Here is a 15,332-nt window from a genome sequence, read left to right as displayed (position 1 = left end):
ATGAGGGCGGGTGCGCCCGCCGGCGAGGACCTCGGTCACTGAAGTTGCTGTACTTCCGTGCTGTAAGGCTCGACCCTCTGGCGGGCGGCGTTGACGAGGTTGTGCGGCTGGTCAGGGCCTCAGGGGGGAGGGCGTCCTGAGAAGCCGCTCACGCCGAGTAAACCTGGGCTCGTACTGGTGGATGGTCTGCCCCAGATCTCTCCCCGCGCTCTTCCCCAGGCTTGCATTGACAGGAATGATCAGCCTGAACGATCCGGCTAGAGCCATGGAGCAGAGCGCATGACTGAGCGGACTTTCCACCTTGTCGCTGATCCGAGCAGTCGGGACACCAGGAAGGTCCGGGTTCGGGCCTCACGCTGGTTCGCCACTGTCCAACTCGACCGAGATAGTTACGTCGATGCCGTGTCCGCACAGGGCGACGAAACAGATCTACCCGCAGATTACGTCGAGGCAGTCGACAAGGCGCGCGATGCGGCAATGGACTGCATTCGGTATGACGGTTACCGGGGCGCCTTCTATTTCGGGCGCGGTCCTCGCTGGATCGACTTGTGCGCTCGTTTTCGAGACGTCGAGGCTACGGTCGAAGCGTTGCGCGTAGCTGAGCTCAAACACGACTACAGCGGGCTGCACGCACTCACTGACCGGCTCGCATTACCCATTGATGAGTGGTTGTCTCCCGGTGAGCGAGAGCTGATCCGCGGAGTGGACTTCGACCCACCTCCCGGGGTGTTCCTGAAGTTCCTGCGCGCCGAGGCCACTAAGCGGGGTTTGCGCCTCAACGGTCGGGCGACGGCTGGCAGCGTATGGGTTCGCCCCACACTGTCCGCGGCTCAGAAGCAGATTCGGGAGATGTTCCCCGAACAGTATCCGGGGTGGGTGGACCACTGGACCGGTTACATCGAATCCGAGGATGCACCCTTCCGACCTTGGGTGGGAGGCAGCGACGAGGACCTGAGCCGTGGTGCGGTCCCGGTCCGATTCCAGCAGTTGGAAACAGAGAGTGGCGGCGACTGCCCGTGCGGCATGCGTCTTCAAGATGTGGGGGATGACGACAACGCTCACCGCGTCCATCATGCGAATTGGGCGCTAGGCGTTCGAGTGCCAAAAGGCCTTGACTGGTGGGGGGATCTGGTAGTGGTCACTACGCAGTCACCCATTTCGTGGCGGAAGTTGGCCTATCAGGTCGCACGCATGCCGCAGAGGGAGGACAACTACGACTTCCCCTCCTGGTCCCACATGGGCGAGCCCGAGGCTACTTCGGACAACTATCGCGTTTACCTGTTGAAAGTGGACGGGCGTATCGTCGGCTACGTGGCAGCTCACGACACTACCGAGCACCGTCGCTGGGATTTGGCCGACGGGTCCAAGTACGGAATAGAGGACGCCACCTTGCGCCCCCGAATCATCCTCATTTGGGTAGCAGACGCCTACCGGCACCGCGGCATTGGCGCCACGCTCGTGCAGGCACTCGCCACCGACTTTGGATGCAAGGTTGCGGATGTGTCCTGGTCGACTCCCGTAAGCGCTGCGGGCCGCCGCCTTGCTCGCCGACTCTCACCCGACGGCATCTGGGTCAGCTGAACGGCCTTGCAACTCCTAGTGGTCTGAGAGCCGGCGTACGCAGGCGGGCGAATAGCCACCGCTTTAGGAGAGAGGCTGAGCGGTATGGGGGTGACCTGCGGCTTGCTGACGTGGGCCAACCGCCGCGAATGTCCCGATGGCTACCGTTGTTGTCCGTGGCTGACCGCTAGATCTGGCACGGCTGTGGCACGCGACCCTTCGCCCTACCACTCGCTGCACGGTCACTCCGAGATCCTTACTTTGATATTTAGTTACAGGGAAGTTCGCATAGGGGTGTTCTTATCCAGATTCCCCTGCTTTAGATCAATTGCAAGCAAGAATAGCCAGCCAATGATGAGCGCGCTGTCAAGGATTTGAAGCTTCCAAGATTTTGAAGCTAGAACTATCGGCAGCGTTGATGCGACGGCGTACCCAAGAAGGCTGACAACAATAGTATTGTGATACAAGTTGGCGATTGTTTCCTCCCCGTTCGCCGAATTAATCGATCGAATCAATAATGCTGTCGCGACCAGTACGCTCGCCATCATGGTTGTTAAATGCCATGCCTTATATCCGTGAAGACCGGGAGGGATTTCCCGACTGCGGGCTATGTAGGAGACGCTTGCCAGATACGCAGCGAGTAGCACGTCGCCAGGCATGCTTGAGCGGGCGAAATCATAGTATCGTCCCTCGAATCCCAATCGTAGTACCCCTACCATCCCGATACTCAACAGTGCTGTAGACGCAAAAACTTGGAAGGGGGAGAGTGCTCGGAGGATGCGGAGACTTCCTACGGGCTTTGCGTTCACGTCGGGGGTCCTCCCTGCTGACAACCCGAAGATGCTTGATTCTCGGTTACCTTCTTTTCTGCCAAAATTGCTTTGAGCGTGTCCGAGTCGTAGTTATTGCTCAACCTGTCGGGAATGGCGCTCTTTTCCCAGCGCGCTGCCTCGTCCTTCATGGTCCTGCATGCGATGAATCGAAGAATCGTCAGCTGATCTGCTCTCGAATCCATAGGGAACCGAAGCATCATGCCAGCAGCAAGAACATTCACTGCAACGGTAATGAAATAGAAAAGAGCCACAAGGGAGAACGGGAAGTGACTAGCACCTCTCTGGTAGGCTGCCACGAGCGAAACAATCGTGAAGCCCAATACTAGAATGACGTGACTAATTAGTGTTAGGACTGTAAGTGCGGCAAATGGCCAGAGTCTCGTTTTCCAACCGAAGAAAATACCCTGATGCAACCCCATGAAGCCCGGCACATTTACTTGACTGCTCCAGTCGCTTGTTGACAGCTCTTGCTCAAGGTGCATGAGGTAGCTCTGTCGAACACGAGAAGCCGCATATTGGAAAGTTACGTATCCCGTTAGGATCAGCAGCGGAAAAGGTGCTGCAAGCAAGATGTACGGGTTCACGCGATTGAATTTGTCTCTATCGGCCAAATATCCCGTGGCGGCTGCGAAATAGGCCAGCGTTCCCACTGTCACTGCGATGATCAATGCTGCAGTATTCTGCTCATCCCTCCTTTCAGATTCATAGACTTTGAGGATGTCATCGCGACTTGACTGCCCCTGGCCCACTTCTTCGCTCAATGGTGACCCATCCTTCGGCTGAATTAACGTACTCCTTTAATTATAGGCCTAAAGCAAGACCCTTTAGTATCCGCCAATCGAATGATCCTTCGGACGTCTCTTGTCCTTGCTGGAATCCAACTCGATGCGCCCGCGGTCGAGCGGTGTCGCGCCTGGAAGGGCGCGGGCGCGACGTACGTATGAACGGCACTCCGGCGGTCGTATGCGTGGTGGGCCCGACCAGGGCGGCCCGATGAGGTCAACGCTGGCAGCATGCCCTCAACTTGGGAAGCTGCGGGCGCTTGAGAGCGGTGGGGCGTTGAGCTGGGCGAACCGTGGGTCTGCCACCTCGTCGGGCTGGGTCGTTTTCACCGTGATTCCCCGGTGTTCCCCGCTCTATCTGGTGCACCTGTGGTGCGCGGGCGCTGTCAGTGGCTGCCCGTAGGCTGCGAAGTGTTGGGTCGGTCTGCTGTCTCAGTAACGAGAATGCGCGACCAAGGGGGGTGGCTCAGAAGAGGCCCCCGAGCCACGTCGGTCCGGGAGTTCGTGCAGCTTCGACACTACCCCCCTCCAAACAACCGCCCAGAGGTCCCGGACCGCGCGGGTCACTTCTTGCGACGCCTGCTCGCACGCTTCTTCAGTTCGGCCTGGCCACGCTTCGTCCAGTCCCCCTGATGGAGGTAGCAACGTGACGTGCCCTTCAGCGTCTTGTTCTGACAACGACCTCCGGCTGCCGTCGGCCAACCGCACTTCCCTTGCTTCCACTCACCCACGGTGTGTCCCCGTCCCGTTGGTTCGCTTCGCGTCCGAGCTTCCAGCGTGTGGCCCGTAGCCGGCAGAGAGCAGGGCGCACGGTCAGCGGAGTCAGGCGATGGAGGCGCACGCGGGTCGGTGCGTCGGGAGCGCTCCTGGGTGCACGCTTTCCAACTGTGTTGGTGGGTCCGGGGCCTGTGTACGGGGGTGTCCACCTGCGTTCATGGGCGGTTGGTCGTGCGTGCGGTACCAGCTTCCGGTCTCGTGTGTACGGTCGTGAACGGCGCTGAATGAGACGGAAACTGAGACGGCCAGTGGTCACTCAGCGGGATCACGCTCGAATGCCCAATGATCAAGTCTTCTTGCGGCAAGATCAGACCATGGACCTACAGGGTATCGGCACATTAGCGGCCGCAGCCGTCGCCGCAGTAGGCATACCGGCCGCGCTGCTCGTCGGTCGGTGGCAGATGCGCGCGGCCATGCGAACCGCTGAGGAGGCTGGCCGAGCTGGTATCGCCCAGGCGGAGGCCACATACCGAGCTGCACTCGACGCAGTCCGTGCCGAAGCCGGCAGCGCTCACGACCAGTGGCGTCGTAGCCTTCGCCGGGACGCGTACTCAGAACTACTCCTTGCAGCCCACCGTGTCCGAACGGCGGCACGACTTCTCACGTCGGGGTCTCCGGACGAGAGGAGAGCGAGAATCGAGAGCGGCACTTTGGCCACTCAGCGCGTGGCGCTAAGAGAAACCGAGGATTCCCTCACCGCAGCGTGGCTCGTCGTGACTCTGGAAGGCCCACGACAGGCAGCAGCCGCTGCGGGAGATCTTGTGAGCGCCTGTCAGGCATTTTCCAATACTCACAAGAATGATGCCATCGTGGAAGAAGCTCAGCACTCGCTTCGCTTAGCCAATCAGGCTGCGCTCACACCCGGTCAAAATTGTTCTCGCTCTGGTGGCGGCGGTGTTCGGACTGGCAGGCACAGCTGTTGGCGCGCGGGCCGCGAAGAAGGGAGCCTTGATCAGTGCAGAGGTCACTTTGCAGCAAGTTCGTGATCAAGCCGACGTCGATCAAGCCCACTGGCTTCGGCAGCAGCGACTTCAGGCGTACGAAGGTTTCCTAGCAGCCTGGGACGAGTGCCTGCGCATCATTGACTCCGTGGGTCTGCCGGGAGACTCCGCATCTCCGGGAATCAACCCGCTGAAGGAAGCTGCTGGCCGCATGGCAGAGCGCGCGAGGCGGATCGACATCCTAGGACCTGCCGAGGTGGCCCGGGCAGCGGAGGAGCTCGCCGTCAGCATTCGGCGCGACGTCGACCTTGCCACCAAACTCATGGAACTCGCCGAGTCGCAGCGGCCTGCAGCCGAACGCATCACCAGCGGGACAGTACCAGCGATGACATCCGCTGTTGCGGCCATGGAGGAGGCTGCAAGGCAGATGCAGGAGCTTACGGCGGAGCCAATCGAGGACGTTCGAGTGCCTCCTGGAGCGGACGCGATGTTCGAGGCCTTCGAACGGGCCGAGGAACTCGCCAACGCTGCAATCGCTCAGGCGCATGAGGACAACGACGAATTTTCTGTCTTCCTTGACCAAGCGTCTGCGATCCTCGCTGAGCTGAAGCGCAATCAGGAAGCCCGCGAGGGTATTCGCGAGCGGTTCACGACCGCAGCGCGGCACACACTTGACTCCGCAACTCCATGAGCGAGCAACCGGGACACCTTCCATCCGTTGCCCCCGAAAGTAGTGCTCCTCGGACGCGAGGCAACATCCGCCGGCATGAGTCGGTTAGTGAAGCCTTCGACGCAGAGCTGCTCGCTGCGACATTTGCCGCCCAGCTCTGTAAATCCACCTCTGCGGTCGGCAGGTCCGGGCCCGTGGGCCATATGTACTCATCCATCAGCAGATCATGACGCAATGAGTGACCATGAGCTTAGAAGATACGGGCAGGCCGTGGTGGGACGGCCTGGCCTTCCCGTGCTTCTGCCTGTCGGGTTGCCGAGCGCTGCAGCCGTCCGCAGCCGTTGCCGTCAGCGTTGCCGTCACTGCCGTCGGACACGCCGGCGTAGGCCTGACCCGGACGTCACCTATTGCAGGCGGCAACGACACCCAGAATCACAAGGGCGATCAGGAACATCGCCACGCAGCCGCCTACCGCACTCTCCGTCTCAGCGATGATTCCCTTGGGCTTCGGTCGAGACCTCTCGTAGTCACGCATGCCCCGTGCCACCGCACGCCTGATCTCGTCTTCGTCCACGTGCTTGCCCCCGCGTCCCGCAGCGTCCTGAACCAGCACGGGCAACCTACCCGCTACAGCACCGCTCCTCTGACTTCTTCGTCCCGAAGCAACTTGGGTGAGGGCCTGACCTTGGGTTGCTATGGCTTGCACCTGTACCGATGGTCCGCAGCTGCCCGTGCTCGTCCACCGCTGTTCGTCGGCGTTGACACTCACCGCTCAATGGTCAATCAGCTCTACGCCTGCGTTCCGCAACGTTCGCAGGGCCGATACCCGGCGGCTTCGGCCTCACCGAACGGCGCCCAGCTCGAGTCCGCCAAGTGCCGGCCCTTGCCGCTAATAAGTCCGCATTCGGGACCCGTGTGGTACGCCTCTCGATGTCCCGGGAGGCTGGGCCGCAGCAGCACAGCGGGACGTCCGCAGGAGCGGGCAACGATCTCTTCCAGCCGCTCCAACTTCTGACGACTCTGAGGCAGGGGGTCATGCGCCAGGCGCAGCTTCAACCGCGCTTCTTCGATAAGTCGGGCCCGTTCTCGCGGATCTGCCTGTGCTGTGGCCTTCTCCAACAGAGCGCGAGCGGCCGTCCGAAACACTTGGGCTGACTCCATCCGCGCCCGTTCGTACGCTTCCTGCTCATCAACCAGCTTGCGCAGGTCTTCCTCCCACATGTAGCCGCCTGCGTCATCCGCGTCGGAGGCGTCGTTGAACGAGAGTGTCGGTACGGTCATTGGTTCCCCGTGCTGAAGTCCGAGTTGCCCCGTGGCCGCACCAAGCTCGCGAGCGGCAACGGGGAGCCTAGGGCTTTGACGCGGCCAGGGACGCGCGTTCCGCCGAACTGCCCCACAGACGGGGGGCGAGAGCGTGATCAGTACGCGCCGTGTGTAGGTACCTAGGAGCGTTGCAGTGGCGCTCTGATCCTCGCTCCTGATGCGAACCGGGGTCTGAGAGTGGACCGCCGTAGCCTCACTGCTACCAACATCGGCCACGTTGATGGATGATGCCTCAAGGCTGCCAACTCGGTGTCTGTGGACGGGAGTTGTTCTACCTTCCATCCGCAGACCCGTTCGCTAGCTACGTCAAAGAAGGGCCTCGATTTCGCGTAACTGGCCCACGCAGGTGTGTGGTTGAACCTATACTGACTTTTGCAGATTTCTGCAATTTGGGTCATGCCTGGTCAGGATGTACTGAAAGGAAAGAAATGCAGGGCGACGATAAGGTTCTGGAGAGGTTTAAGCGCGCTCAGGAAAGCCTGGTTCTGCAATCTTCTGATCTTCCGCTTCAGACCATCGCGGCCATGGTTCACGCGAATGCCATTGACATTGATCCGGCATACCAGCGACGCGAGCGTTGGAGTGCAGAAAAGCAATCGGCGCTCATCGAGTCATTCCTCATTAATATCCCGATTCCTCCCGTCTATCTCTCCGAGGAAGACTACGGCCGGTACAGCGTTATCGATGGAAAGCAGCGAATCACGGCCATCTACAAGTTCCTTACGGGGAGTCTCTCCCTCAAGGGTATCGTGGAGTTGCCTGAGCTGAATGGTCGCACTTTCGATCAAATCCCTGAAGCGCTTAAGCAGACGCTCAATGTGCGGCCATATCTGCGCGTCGTGACACTCCTTAAGCAGAGTGATCCAGAGCTGAAGTATGAGGTGTTCACGCGATTGAACTCGGGAGGAGAGAGGCTAGAGTTGCAGGAGGTGCGAAATGTAGCCTTTCGCGGTCCACTCAATGACCTAATCTATGAGTTGGCTGAGTCGCCCTTCTTGAGGCAGCAACTGAAGATCACTTCTACAAAATCGGCAGCCTACGCCGACATGACAGACGCGGAATACGTTCTGCGATACTTCACGCTTAGGGAAAGTTGGGATAGCTTCTCGGGTAGTTTGTCTCGCTCGATGGACGATTTCATGATCCGCAATAAGGGGCGCGGCGAGGATTTCCGTGAGGACTTGCGGAACAAGTTCGTCGATGCGCTGGAGATGTGCCGTAGAATTTGGGGCAAGAATTCTTACAGGCGCCCTACTGGCCCTGGCGTGTGGAGAGATCAGACGCTCGCGGGAATGTACGATGCCCAGATGGTTGCCGTGTCGATGCTGACAGACGAGGAGAGGCTGCGGGCAATCAGGAATTCCGCTCACATTGCTACCCTCACGGAGCGGGAGTTCCTGAGTGATCCAAAATTCGAGAAGGCTGTCCGTGTGGCAACGAATACGCCGAGCAGTGTCGCCTACAGGATTGAGAAGGTGTACCAAATCCTTGTGAATGGCGGGCAGGCGTGAGCGTATCAAGGTCCCGCGAGTGTTTCGTAGCGCGAATGCATGCTCTGATCGAGGCATCTCAGGAGAGCGCTCTGATCCCTAAAGGACCGATCTCAGGTGATCGCGATCCGTCGCGCCTAATGCGGAACGGTCTTGCTGTAGTCGCGTACTCCTCATTCGAGGACTTTTTCGCAACGCGCACAGGTGAGGTACTTGAGTCTTTTGACGCCACGCTGGTGGCGTTTGATCAGTTGCCTGAGAAGCTAAAGGAGGCTGCGACTGTCGGCGCTCTTCGGGCTCTGGGGTTTCGGACGAACTTCGAGCCGGATGCAGCCTCTAAGAGATCCTATATTCAGCTGCACGCGGCTTCGATTGCAACCACAAGCAGCTCGGGGTACAAGTTCTCTCCTCTGTCTTTCATGCCGTCCTCCTCTAATTTGAGCGATGAGGACCTTGAGCGCTGTTTGAAGGCGCTCCTGGTGGAGGGGCCTTGGCTTGAGCTGGAAAAGATGACATCTCGTATTGGCTATGGCGTAGTAGGGCTTAGACAGCGCTTCAAGCAATTGGCCTCTCAGCGTCATGAGGCGGCTCATGCGGCGCATGCTGATATCAGTGTGGCTGATCTGCGTCAACTGCCACACGACCTTTTGGCTATTTCGGCGGCTTTTGATGCCATTTTTTCGCGTGCCGTTGATGAAATCTTGACAAGAGGTCATTCGGTGGACGCACAGAAAAAGATTTCACTGATCGCCGACAGTGTCGAATTGTGCTTTATTGATTTTGATGGGAAGAAGTATAGCGAGAAGGTCGAAGGGAAAGATAGGGCCCGTAAGAGATACGACTCCGTTGAAGAAGCGTGGAGAGGGGCGTTGGGTAGGTCCTTGAAAGGCAAGACGCTATTGGTGATGCGGGATGAAAAGCAGCGGCCTGTGGACTGGAGGATGAGTGACTAACGGGGTGCAGGGCACAGCTGAGGTCGGTGTAGCGGCTCTGGGCTGGAGCTGCTTTGGCGCGAGTGATCATGGCCCCGTAAGCTTCCGGCGCGTCGGGCAGTCTGTTGACCTGCCCGGTAAAGCACGACGTTGGGGCCATGATCTTCGAGGCTCGCGCCAAAGTGGCTGCCTAAAGCCGTGGAGCCGACCGCCCCAGCCACGATGTGCCCATTCTTTGGCATCAGGTGGCTGATTGCTGTGCGCGCGGCACGGGCGTCGGCCGGGCTGGAGCGGGGCGGAGACAGGAGCGCAGGCCCGGCCGGGGGCCGGGCCGCGCGCGGGGAGCGGAGCGAGCCGCCTTGAACCAGTAGAGAAAGTTGTAACTCAGTCTGCGGTGTGGGGAGTGAAGTCGTATGCGCAGGCTGGGAGTTCCACACCCTGGCGGTGGAGCAACGGCAGGAAGACGACTGGTCGAATCGTCCATGTGATGCGGGTGCTGGCGTGGGTTACGGAGACCGTGCAGGGTTCCATGCGTAAGAGGGCTCGCCGCGTGTCGATGCGGCCGTCGTAGAGCCAGGCCCAGGCCTCGTCGGAGGCGTCCGGGTCGAGTGCTGGTGAGATGGTGCGCAGGGCGGCCGCTACCCATCTGTCAGCCAGCGGTGCTGAGTAGGCGTCGAAGGATGCCCGGAGTGCCGGCCACCCCGTCTCGTCGTTGACGTCCTGCGTCCAGCACTCGCACCAGAAGCCCCGCTGGGGCTTGTCCATCAGCACGGGTGTCCTCCCGGCTGGGTGTCCGTGAAGAGTTCGGCGGTGACGGTGTAGCCGCTGTGGCTGCCGTGGACGACGACCCGGTGGGCGATGGCGCTGACCATGCCCAAGCCGCGGCCGTGTACCGCGTCCATGCTCGGTAGCTCGACCTTCGGGGCCGTGCCCGTCCCTCCCTCGTCGGTGACCGACAGGGCGACCACCTTGGGGGAGACCGCCAGGGCCAGGTGGAAGCTGCCTACCCCACCGCTCGCCGTGTGAAGGATGGCGTTCGCGCTCAGCTCGCTCACGATCAGTTCGGCGTCATCGGCTAGGGGAGATCCGCGCAGGATGTCCCGCGTCCAGCGGCGAGCCCGGCTGACCTCTTCCGGAAAACCTGGGCAAGTGAGTCCCCAGACCCGGGCGGTGCTCGTATACTCGTGCATACAAGTTCCTTCGTGCTGGTAGGCCGCCATGTGCAGCGGGTACGGGCTAGACGAGTTTCACGCCGTCGTGGGCGCGGATGGCCGGCGGGGAGACCGCGTCCAATGCGTCCAGGACGCGGATCGCGTACGCCTCGTCGGCGAGTTCGATTACTTCTTCGCGGGTGGCCCAGCGCAGTGCGCGGGTCTCGTCCCCGGTGGTGGGCGTGCCGTCGGCGGCCTCACAGCGGAAGACCATCGAGACGATCAAGCCCTTCATGTTCTTGTAGATGCCGGTCAGGGTCGCGGGAAGCGCGATCTTGATGCCGGTTTCTTCGAGAACTTCGCGCTGGAGGGCCTCGGGGATGGTTTCCTCGCGTTCGAGGACTCCGCCCGGGGGTTCCCAGTGGCCGTTGTCGCGGCGCTTGATCAAGAGGGCGCGGTCCTGCTCGTCGACGATGACTCCGGCGACGCTCACGGAGTGCGGACGGTCGGTGCTCACGTTCCTCTGCTCTCTCGGCTGGCTAGGCTCTCCACCGTAGCAACAAAGCTCGCCCACTCGTCTAGATACCTAAAGGAGTACACGTGCCCTCTCTTTCCTCCGGCCTCCTCGGCGATCTCGACCCCACGAGCGATCGTGCGGTCTTCCGGCAGATCGCCGACCAGCTGCGCGAGGCCATCGACCGTGGGCGATTCAAGGAGGGCGAAAAGCTGCCCTCCGAGGCCGAACTAGTCGAGCATTACGGGGTTTCCCGTATGACGGTTCGAAACTCCTTCTCTGTCCTCCAGGGTGAGGGCCTGGTGCACGCCGAGCACGGCAAGGGCGTCTTCGTGCGACCACGACCGCCTGTACGGCGGCTCGCCTCCGACCGGTTCGCACGGCGCCATCGCGAGCAGGGGAAGTCCGCGTTCATCGTGGAGGCCGACGCCGCCGGCAGTCACCCGCAGGTGGACAGCTTGGAGGTCAAGGAGGAGAAGGCCAGCCAGGACGTCTCCACCCGGCTCGGGTCCGTGCGACGGGTGCTGGCCCGGCGTCGCCGGTATCTGCTGGACGGGCGGCCGGTGGAGTTCGCTACCTCGTACCTGCCGCTCGACATCGCGCGCGGTACGTCGATCGCCGAGCCGAACCCCGGGCCGGGCGGCATCTACGCCCGCCTTGAGGAGCTGGGGCACCGCCTCGACCACTTCGAGGAAGAGATCCGCGCCCGGATGCCCTCGCCCGACGAGGTGCGCACGCTGCGGCTGGCCTCCGGCGTGCCAGTCATCCACCTGATCCGTACCGCGTTCGACCAGGAAGGGCGGGCCGTGGAGGTCTGCGACACGGTCATGGCGGCCGACGCGTACGTCCTGTCTTACCAGCTGCCAGCGACGTGAGCGCCCGGGAAGGAGCGGGATCGGCGCTATGCGGTGATCGCTGCGGTGTCCTCAGTGGAGGGCGGCTCGAACATCGAGCTGATGTCGTTCCACATGAAGTCCTCGCGCCATTCCGATGTGCCAGTCGCCCAACCGAGCAGCGCTCGAAGCACCTTCTCCTGCGAGACGGTCTGAGTCTGGTAGTGCTTCGTAGCAACGCCGTCCCGGTGCTCAAGCTGGTACGTGTTGTTCTCGCGCAACAGGACCTGGATGTACCAGTCGCCAACGACGTCCGCGTCCTGTCGTTCAACGACCATGTGCTCGTTGCCGCGCCCCAGGTTCGCGAGCATGCGGCCTATCGCCGGCTTCGAGGGGCGTTTCACTCTGCGCCCGCGGGCGTTCGTCGCAATCAGCATGCTCGGATCCTGCCCCATGGCTCTGACATCGAGGACTTGAAGCAGTGGTGCATGACTCCTGCTCCAACTCGTACATCTCAACAGGCACACTCGTATAGACGAGTGGGCAAGTTGTGTGGCAAGGTGGTTGCCGTTCCCGGGAGATCGGGTTCGAACGCCGCATCTTGTATAGACGAGTAGATGGGGAGAAGTCTTGCGCACCATCCGTGTAGAGACCTCGGCCGCAACGATCCTGCTGACCGAGGCCCCCGAGCCCAAGGTCCGCGACCGGCAGACGGGCGAGATCGCCAAGGACGCCACCAGCGGAGAGGCACTGATGACGATCGGCGTCGTCTACCTGGAGGACGGCGAATCGTCGCTGATCAAGGTCACCGTTCCCGAGAGCGGAGTCTCCGAGGGGCTGACGCTCGGGGCTCCGGTCTCGCTTCCGGGCCTGGTGGCCCGGCCGTGGGAGAGCGTCTTCAACGGGCAGCAGCGGCACGGCATCGCCTACCGCGCCGCCGCCGTGACTCCGGCCGCGTTCCCGGCCGCCACCGGGGCCGCTGCCTGATGACCGACCTAACGGCACTCCTGGAAGTGGGTGGTCCTGTCGTCGCACTCGGCGGCGGGGCCGCCTACGCCCGGGCCAAGCATCCCGGGGTGTACTGGTCCACGGTCGGCCTGCCGATATCCACGGCTCGACTCCTCAGCTCGTACGGCTCGGTCATGGAGGCCTGCGGCCTGACCGTGGCTCCGTCCCGGCTGCGAATGCTGGCGGTCAAGGCCGCCACTCGCCGTGAAGTTCGTCCCGTACCTCCGCGTCGGGGCATCATCCGGCCCACCTCGACCGGGCTGCGGCTCCGGCTGCGGCTCGCTCCGGGGCAGGAACCAGCCGACGTCGCCGCCTCGGCGGAACGGCTGCGGCATGCCTGGGGCGTTCACGCCGTGTACGTGACCACGGTCAAGCCGGGTGTTGTTGAGCTGCGGCTGGTTGGCTTCGATGTGCTGCGGCGAGTGCGGATGCCGCGCAAGGTGGACGCCGGGTTCCTTCAGGTGCCGGTGGCCCTGCGGGAGGACGCCATGCCGTTTATACGTGATTACCGGACCGTACCCCACCAACTCACCCTCGGGGCCACGCTGTCGGGCAAGTCCATGTATCTGCGGCACCTGATCGCCGGACTCGCCCCTCAGCCGGTCGCCCTGGTCGGGATCGACTGCAAGCGCGGAGTGGAGCTGGCGCCGTTCGCCTCCCGCCTCTCCGCGCTGGCGACCGAACCGGAACAGGCTGCCGAGTTGCTGCCCGTGCTCGTGAGGGAAATGGAGGACCGATACGACCTGATCAAGGCCCGGCAAGGCATCGCCCCGGACACCCCGGCTGAGGAGATCACCTCCGACATCTGGGGACTGCCCGAGTCCGAACGTCCCGTCCCTCTCGTGCTGTTCGTGGACGAGGTGGCTGAACTCTTCCTCGTCGCCACCAGGAAGGACGAGGAACGGCGGGACGAGATGGTCACCCAGCTCATCCGGCTCGCCCAGCTCGGCCGCGCGGCCGGCATCTACCTGGAGGTCTGCGGGCAGCGCTTCGGCGCCGAGCTGGGCAAGGGCGCGACCATGTTGCGAGCCCAGTTGACCGGCCGCGTCTGCCACCGGGTGAACGATGACGCCTCCGCGAAGATGGCGCTCGGCGATATCGCACCCGAGGCAGTCTCGGCTGCCTGTGCCATCGCACCTGAACGCCCCGGCCTGGCCGTCGCGGGTGACACCTCCGGCGGCTGGTCGCGCATCCGCACGCCGTACCTGTCCCTCAGCGATGCGGCGGCGGCCTGCCGAGAGTCCGCACGCCTGGTGCCGGACGTGCCCGCGCTCAAGCCCTTCCTGCCAGAGGTGGCCGTACGGCCGGTCGCATCTCCGGCCCCGGTCGTCGAACCCCGCCCGGCTACCGGCTGACCTCCTCCATCAACCCGGTCGGTGTGACCGTCTCACGCCAAGTCCCTGCCCCTCCCATGCCTGAATCCGGAAGGAGCCGCATCATGCGCGCCCAACTGGCCCGCGTTGACGCGGTGCTCATCCAAGCCGTCATCGCTGCCGCGCTGTCCTTCGCCCACCTGCACGACATCGCCTCGGCGGCCGGGCAGGACGGATGGAAAGCCTGGGCCTACCCGATCAGCGTCGACCTGCTGCTCGTCGCCGCCTGGCGCCGACTGCGGTCCGGGGAAGCCAAAGCGGCCGGGTGGTGCTGGTTCGTCATCGCGCTCACCGCCTCCCTCGGAGCCAACGTCGCAACCGCCGGCCTCCTCGACATGAATCACGTACCGGCCTGGCTGCGCATCCTCGTCGCGGGCTGGCCCGCGGTCGCCTTCCTCGGCGGCACGCTCCTCGCGCACTCGGCGCCGACAACCCTCGACCAGGCCGCCGACCCCGACAAGGACAACGACGTCCACGACCGCGCGGAGGCACCAGAACCCCATCCCGAGCCGCCTGCACACCTGGCCGCCGAACAAGCCCCGCCCCACCCGGCCGACGAGCAGGAGCCGCCCGAGCGTCCCGCCTTGCCCGTACCGGCCGCCCTGGTCGCCCACGCCCGCAAGGTCGCCGCCGAACACCACACCCGCACCGGAACACCCATCGACACCCCGACCCTCCGCACCCGTCTCGGAGTGCCCGAACCCATGGCCGAAGCCATCGCCACCCACCTCTGAAGGAGACCTGCGTGACCGCCAACCGCCGCTTCCGCAACGTCGTCCGCATGGGCCCCGTCCAGGTCGGCACGTACTACGACGGCCGGGGACAGGAGAAGCACACCGCCGCCTGCACCGCCCCGCGCTGCGGTTTCTCGACCGACTACGACGGCCGCGCCGCCGCCGAGCTGGCCGCCCGCACCCACCGCTGCCCCGTTCGCTGAAAGGACTCGCCCCGTGACCGTCAGCCTGCCGCTCGTCGCCGTCCTCGGCTTCTTCGCCTGGGGAGCAGTCAGGTTCCTCGGCGTCCGCGTCTGGATCGTCGTCCTGATCGCCCTCTTCGGCTTCTGGCTCTCCCGCACCTTCCTCGCACCCGCCATCGAGTCCGGCACGCGCTCCGGCGTGACTGTCATAAACGGCTCACACGCCTAG

General features: G+C 62.9%; 16 protein-coding genes. 10 read left to right on the top strand and 6 right to left on the bottom strand.

Annotated features, from left to right (window positions below):
• The first annotated feature begins 279 nt into the window (after window positions 1-279).
• Window positions 280-1,581, top strand: coding sequence for a GNAT family N-acetyltransferase (locus ACFY9E_RS34890; protein WP_390991148.1), 1,302 nt, complete (start codon window positions 280-282; stop codon window positions 1,579-1,581).
• A gap of 784 nt (window positions 1,582-2,365) precedes the next feature.
• Here ACFY9E_RS34890 and ACFY9E_RS34885 read toward each other — a convergent pair.
• On the bottom strand, window positions 2,366-3,154 hold the full coding sequence (locus ACFY9E_RS34885) for a hypothetical protein (RefSeq protein ID WP_390991145.1): 789 nt from the start codon (window positions 3,152-3,154) through the stop codon (window positions 2,366-2,368).
• 1,746 nt (window positions 3,155-4,900) lie between these two features.
• On the opposite strand from ACFY9E_RS34885, the gene ACFY9E_RS34880 reads away from it, so the two are divergent.
• The gene (locus tag ACFY9E_RS34880; RefSeq protein ID WP_390991143.1) at window positions 4,901-5,584 is read left to right on the top strand and encodes a hypothetical protein; all 684 of its coding nucleotides are present in this window, start codon (window positions 4,901-4,903) and stop codon (window positions 5,582-5,584) included.
• A gap of 768 nt (window positions 5,585-6,352) precedes the next feature.
• Here the strand turns inward: ACFY9E_RS34880 and ACFY9E_RS34875 are convergent.
• On the bottom strand, window positions 6,353-6,844 hold the full coding sequence (locus ACFY9E_RS34875) for a hypothetical protein (protein ID WP_390991140.1): 492 nt from the start codon (window positions 6,842-6,844) through the stop codon (window positions 6,353-6,355).
• A 470-nt stretch (window positions 6,845-7,314) separates the two neighbouring features.
• Between ACFY9E_RS34875 and ACFY9E_RS34870 the strand changes: the two genes are divergently transcribed.
• Both ACFY9E_RS34870 and ACFY9E_RS34865 read left to right on the top strand, forming a co-directional pair.
• Window positions 7,315-8,397 (top strand): DUF262 domain-containing protein, encoded by a 1,083-nt coding sequence (locus ACFY9E_RS34870; RefSeq protein WP_390991138.1) that lies wholly within the window; start codon window positions 7,315-7,317, stop codon window positions 8,395-8,397.
• A 35-nt stretch (window positions 8,398-8,432) separates the two neighbouring features.
• Complete coding sequence (locus tag ACFY9E_RS34865) at window positions 8,433-9,329, top strand: hypothetical protein (protein ID WP_390991135.1); 897 nt, start codon at window positions 8,433-8,435, stop codon at window positions 9,327-9,329.
• A gap of 363 nt (window positions 9,330-9,692) precedes the next feature.
• Here ACFY9E_RS34865 and ACFY9E_RS34860 read toward each other — a convergent pair whose 3' ends face one another.
• From ACFY9E_RS34860 to ACFY9E_RS34850, 3 genes are read right to left on the bottom strand one after another with little or no spacing between them, the layout of a single operon-like run.
• Window positions 9,693-10,073 (bottom strand): hypothetical protein, encoded by a 381-nt coding sequence (locus tag ACFY9E_RS34860; protein ID WP_390991482.1) that lies wholly within the window; start codon window positions 10,071-10,073, stop codon window positions 9,693-9,695.
• Window positions 10,073-10,498, bottom strand: coding sequence for an ATP-binding protein (locus tag ACFY9E_RS34855; protein ID WP_390991134.1), 426 nt, complete (start codon window positions 10,496-10,498; stop codon window positions 10,073-10,075). Before ACFY9E_RS34855 ends, ACFY9E_RS34860 begins: the two co-directional genes overlap by 1 nt.
• 46 nt (window positions 10,499-10,544) lie before the next feature.
• Entirely contained in the window at window positions 10,545-10,952 is a 408-nt protein-coding gene (locus tag ACFY9E_RS34850; protein WP_189131298.1) for an NUDIX hydrolase, read from the bottom strand.
• A gap of 107 nt (window positions 10,953-11,059) precedes the next feature.
• On the opposite strand from ACFY9E_RS34850, the gene ACFY9E_RS34845 reads away from it, so the two are divergent.
• Window positions 11,060-11,848: a GntR family transcriptional regulator gene (locus ACFY9E_RS34845; RefSeq protein ID WP_189131113.1), complete on the top strand. Its 789-nt coding sequence runs from the start codon at window positions 11,060-11,062 to the stop codon at window positions 11,846-11,848.
• Window positions 11,849-11,874: 26 nt separating this feature from the next.
• Here ACFY9E_RS34845 and ACFY9E_RS34840 read toward each other — a convergent pair whose 3' ends face one another.
• Window positions 11,875-12,243 (bottom strand): hypothetical protein, encoded by a 369-nt coding sequence (locus ACFY9E_RS34840; protein WP_390991130.1) that lies wholly within the window; start codon window positions 12,241-12,243, stop codon window positions 11,875-11,877.
• 193 nt (window positions 12,244-12,436) lie between these two features.
• Between ACFY9E_RS34840 and ACFY9E_RS34835 the strand changes: the two genes are divergently transcribed.
• The 5 genes from ACFY9E_RS34835 to ACFY9E_RS34815 all read left to right on the top strand — a co-directional run bounded on the left by ACFY9E_RS34835 (window position 12,437) and on the right by ACFY9E_RS34815 (window position 15,332).
• Window positions 12,437-12,793: a hypothetical protein gene (locus ACFY9E_RS34835; RefSeq protein ID WP_030851889.1), complete on the top strand. Its 357-nt coding sequence runs from the start codon at window positions 12,437-12,439 to the stop codon at window positions 12,791-12,793.
• Window positions 12,793-14,169 carry an FtsK/SpoIIIE domain-containing protein gene (locus tag ACFY9E_RS34830; RefSeq protein ID WP_390991126.1) on the top strand — a complete coding sequence of 459 codons (1,377 nt, stop codon included), beginning with the start codon at window positions 12,793-12,795 and terminating at the stop codon, window positions 14,167-14,169. The genes ACFY9E_RS34835 and ACFY9E_RS34830 overlap by 1 nt, the downstream gene beginning before the upstream one ends.
• An 83-nt stretch (window positions 14,170-14,252) precedes the next feature.
• Window positions 14,253-14,921, top strand: coding sequence for a DUF2637 domain-containing protein (locus tag ACFY9E_RS34825; RefSeq protein ID WP_390991123.1), 669 nt, complete (start codon window positions 14,253-14,255; stop codon window positions 14,919-14,921).
• An 11-nt stretch (window positions 14,922-14,932) separates the two neighbouring features.
• Window positions 14,933-15,124 (top strand): mobile element transfer protein, encoded by a 192-nt coding sequence (locus tag ACFY9E_RS34820; protein WP_390991121.1) that lies wholly within the window; start codon window positions 14,933-14,935, stop codon window positions 15,122-15,124.
• A gap of 13 nt (window positions 15,125-15,137) precedes the next feature.
• Window positions 15,138-15,332 (top strand): hypothetical protein, encoded by a 195-nt coding sequence (locus tag ACFY9E_RS34815; protein ID WP_390991119.1) that lies wholly within the window; start codon window positions 15,138-15,140, stop codon window positions 15,330-15,332.

The sequence above is a fragment of the Streptomyces sp. NPDC012466 genome, assembly GCF_042955215.1.
Lineage (GTDB): Bacteria > Actinomycetota > Actinomycetes > Streptomycetales > Streptomycetaceae > Streptomyces.
The sequence above is the reverse complement of the archived record's forward strand: the minus strand, read 5'-3'. Positions and strand labels throughout refer to the sequence as shown.

Coding starts and splice junctions, on each gene's coding strand:
- ACFY9E_RS34890 (WP_390991148.1), top strand. CDS start 280: ATGACTGAGCGGACTTTCCACCTTGTCGCTGATCCGAGCAGTCGGGAC.
- ACFY9E_RS34875 (WP_390991140.1), bottom strand. CDS start 6,844: ATGACCGTACCGACACTCTCGTTCAACGACGCCTCCGACGCGGATGAC.
- ACFY9E_RS34870 (WP_390991138.1), top strand. CDS start 7,315: ATGCAGGGCGACGATAAGGTTCTGGAGAGGTTTAAGCGCGCTCAGGAA.
- ACFY9E_RS34865 (WP_390991135.1), top strand. CDS start 8,433: ATGCATGCTCTGATCGAGGCATCTCAGGAGAGCGCTCTGATCCCTAAA.
- ACFY9E_RS34860 (WP_390991482.1), bottom strand. CDS start 10,073: ATGGACAAGCCCCAGCGGGGCTTCTGGTGCGAGTGCTGGACGCAGGAC.
- ACFY9E_RS34855 (WP_390991134.1), bottom strand. CDS start 10,498: ATGCACGAGTATACGAGCACCGCCCGGGTCTGGGGACTCACTTGCCCA.
- ACFY9E_RS34840 (WP_390991130.1), bottom strand. CDS start 12,243: ATGCTGATTGCGACGAACGCCCGCGGGCGCAGAGTGAAACGCCCCTCG.
- ACFY9E_RS34830 (WP_390991126.1), top strand. CDS start 12,793: ATGACCGACCTAACGGCACTCCTGGAAGTGGGTGGTCCTGTCGTCGCA.
- ACFY9E_RS34825 (WP_390991123.1), top strand. CDS start 14,253: ATGCGCGCCCAACTGGCCCGCGTTGACGCGGTGCTCATCCAAGCCGTC.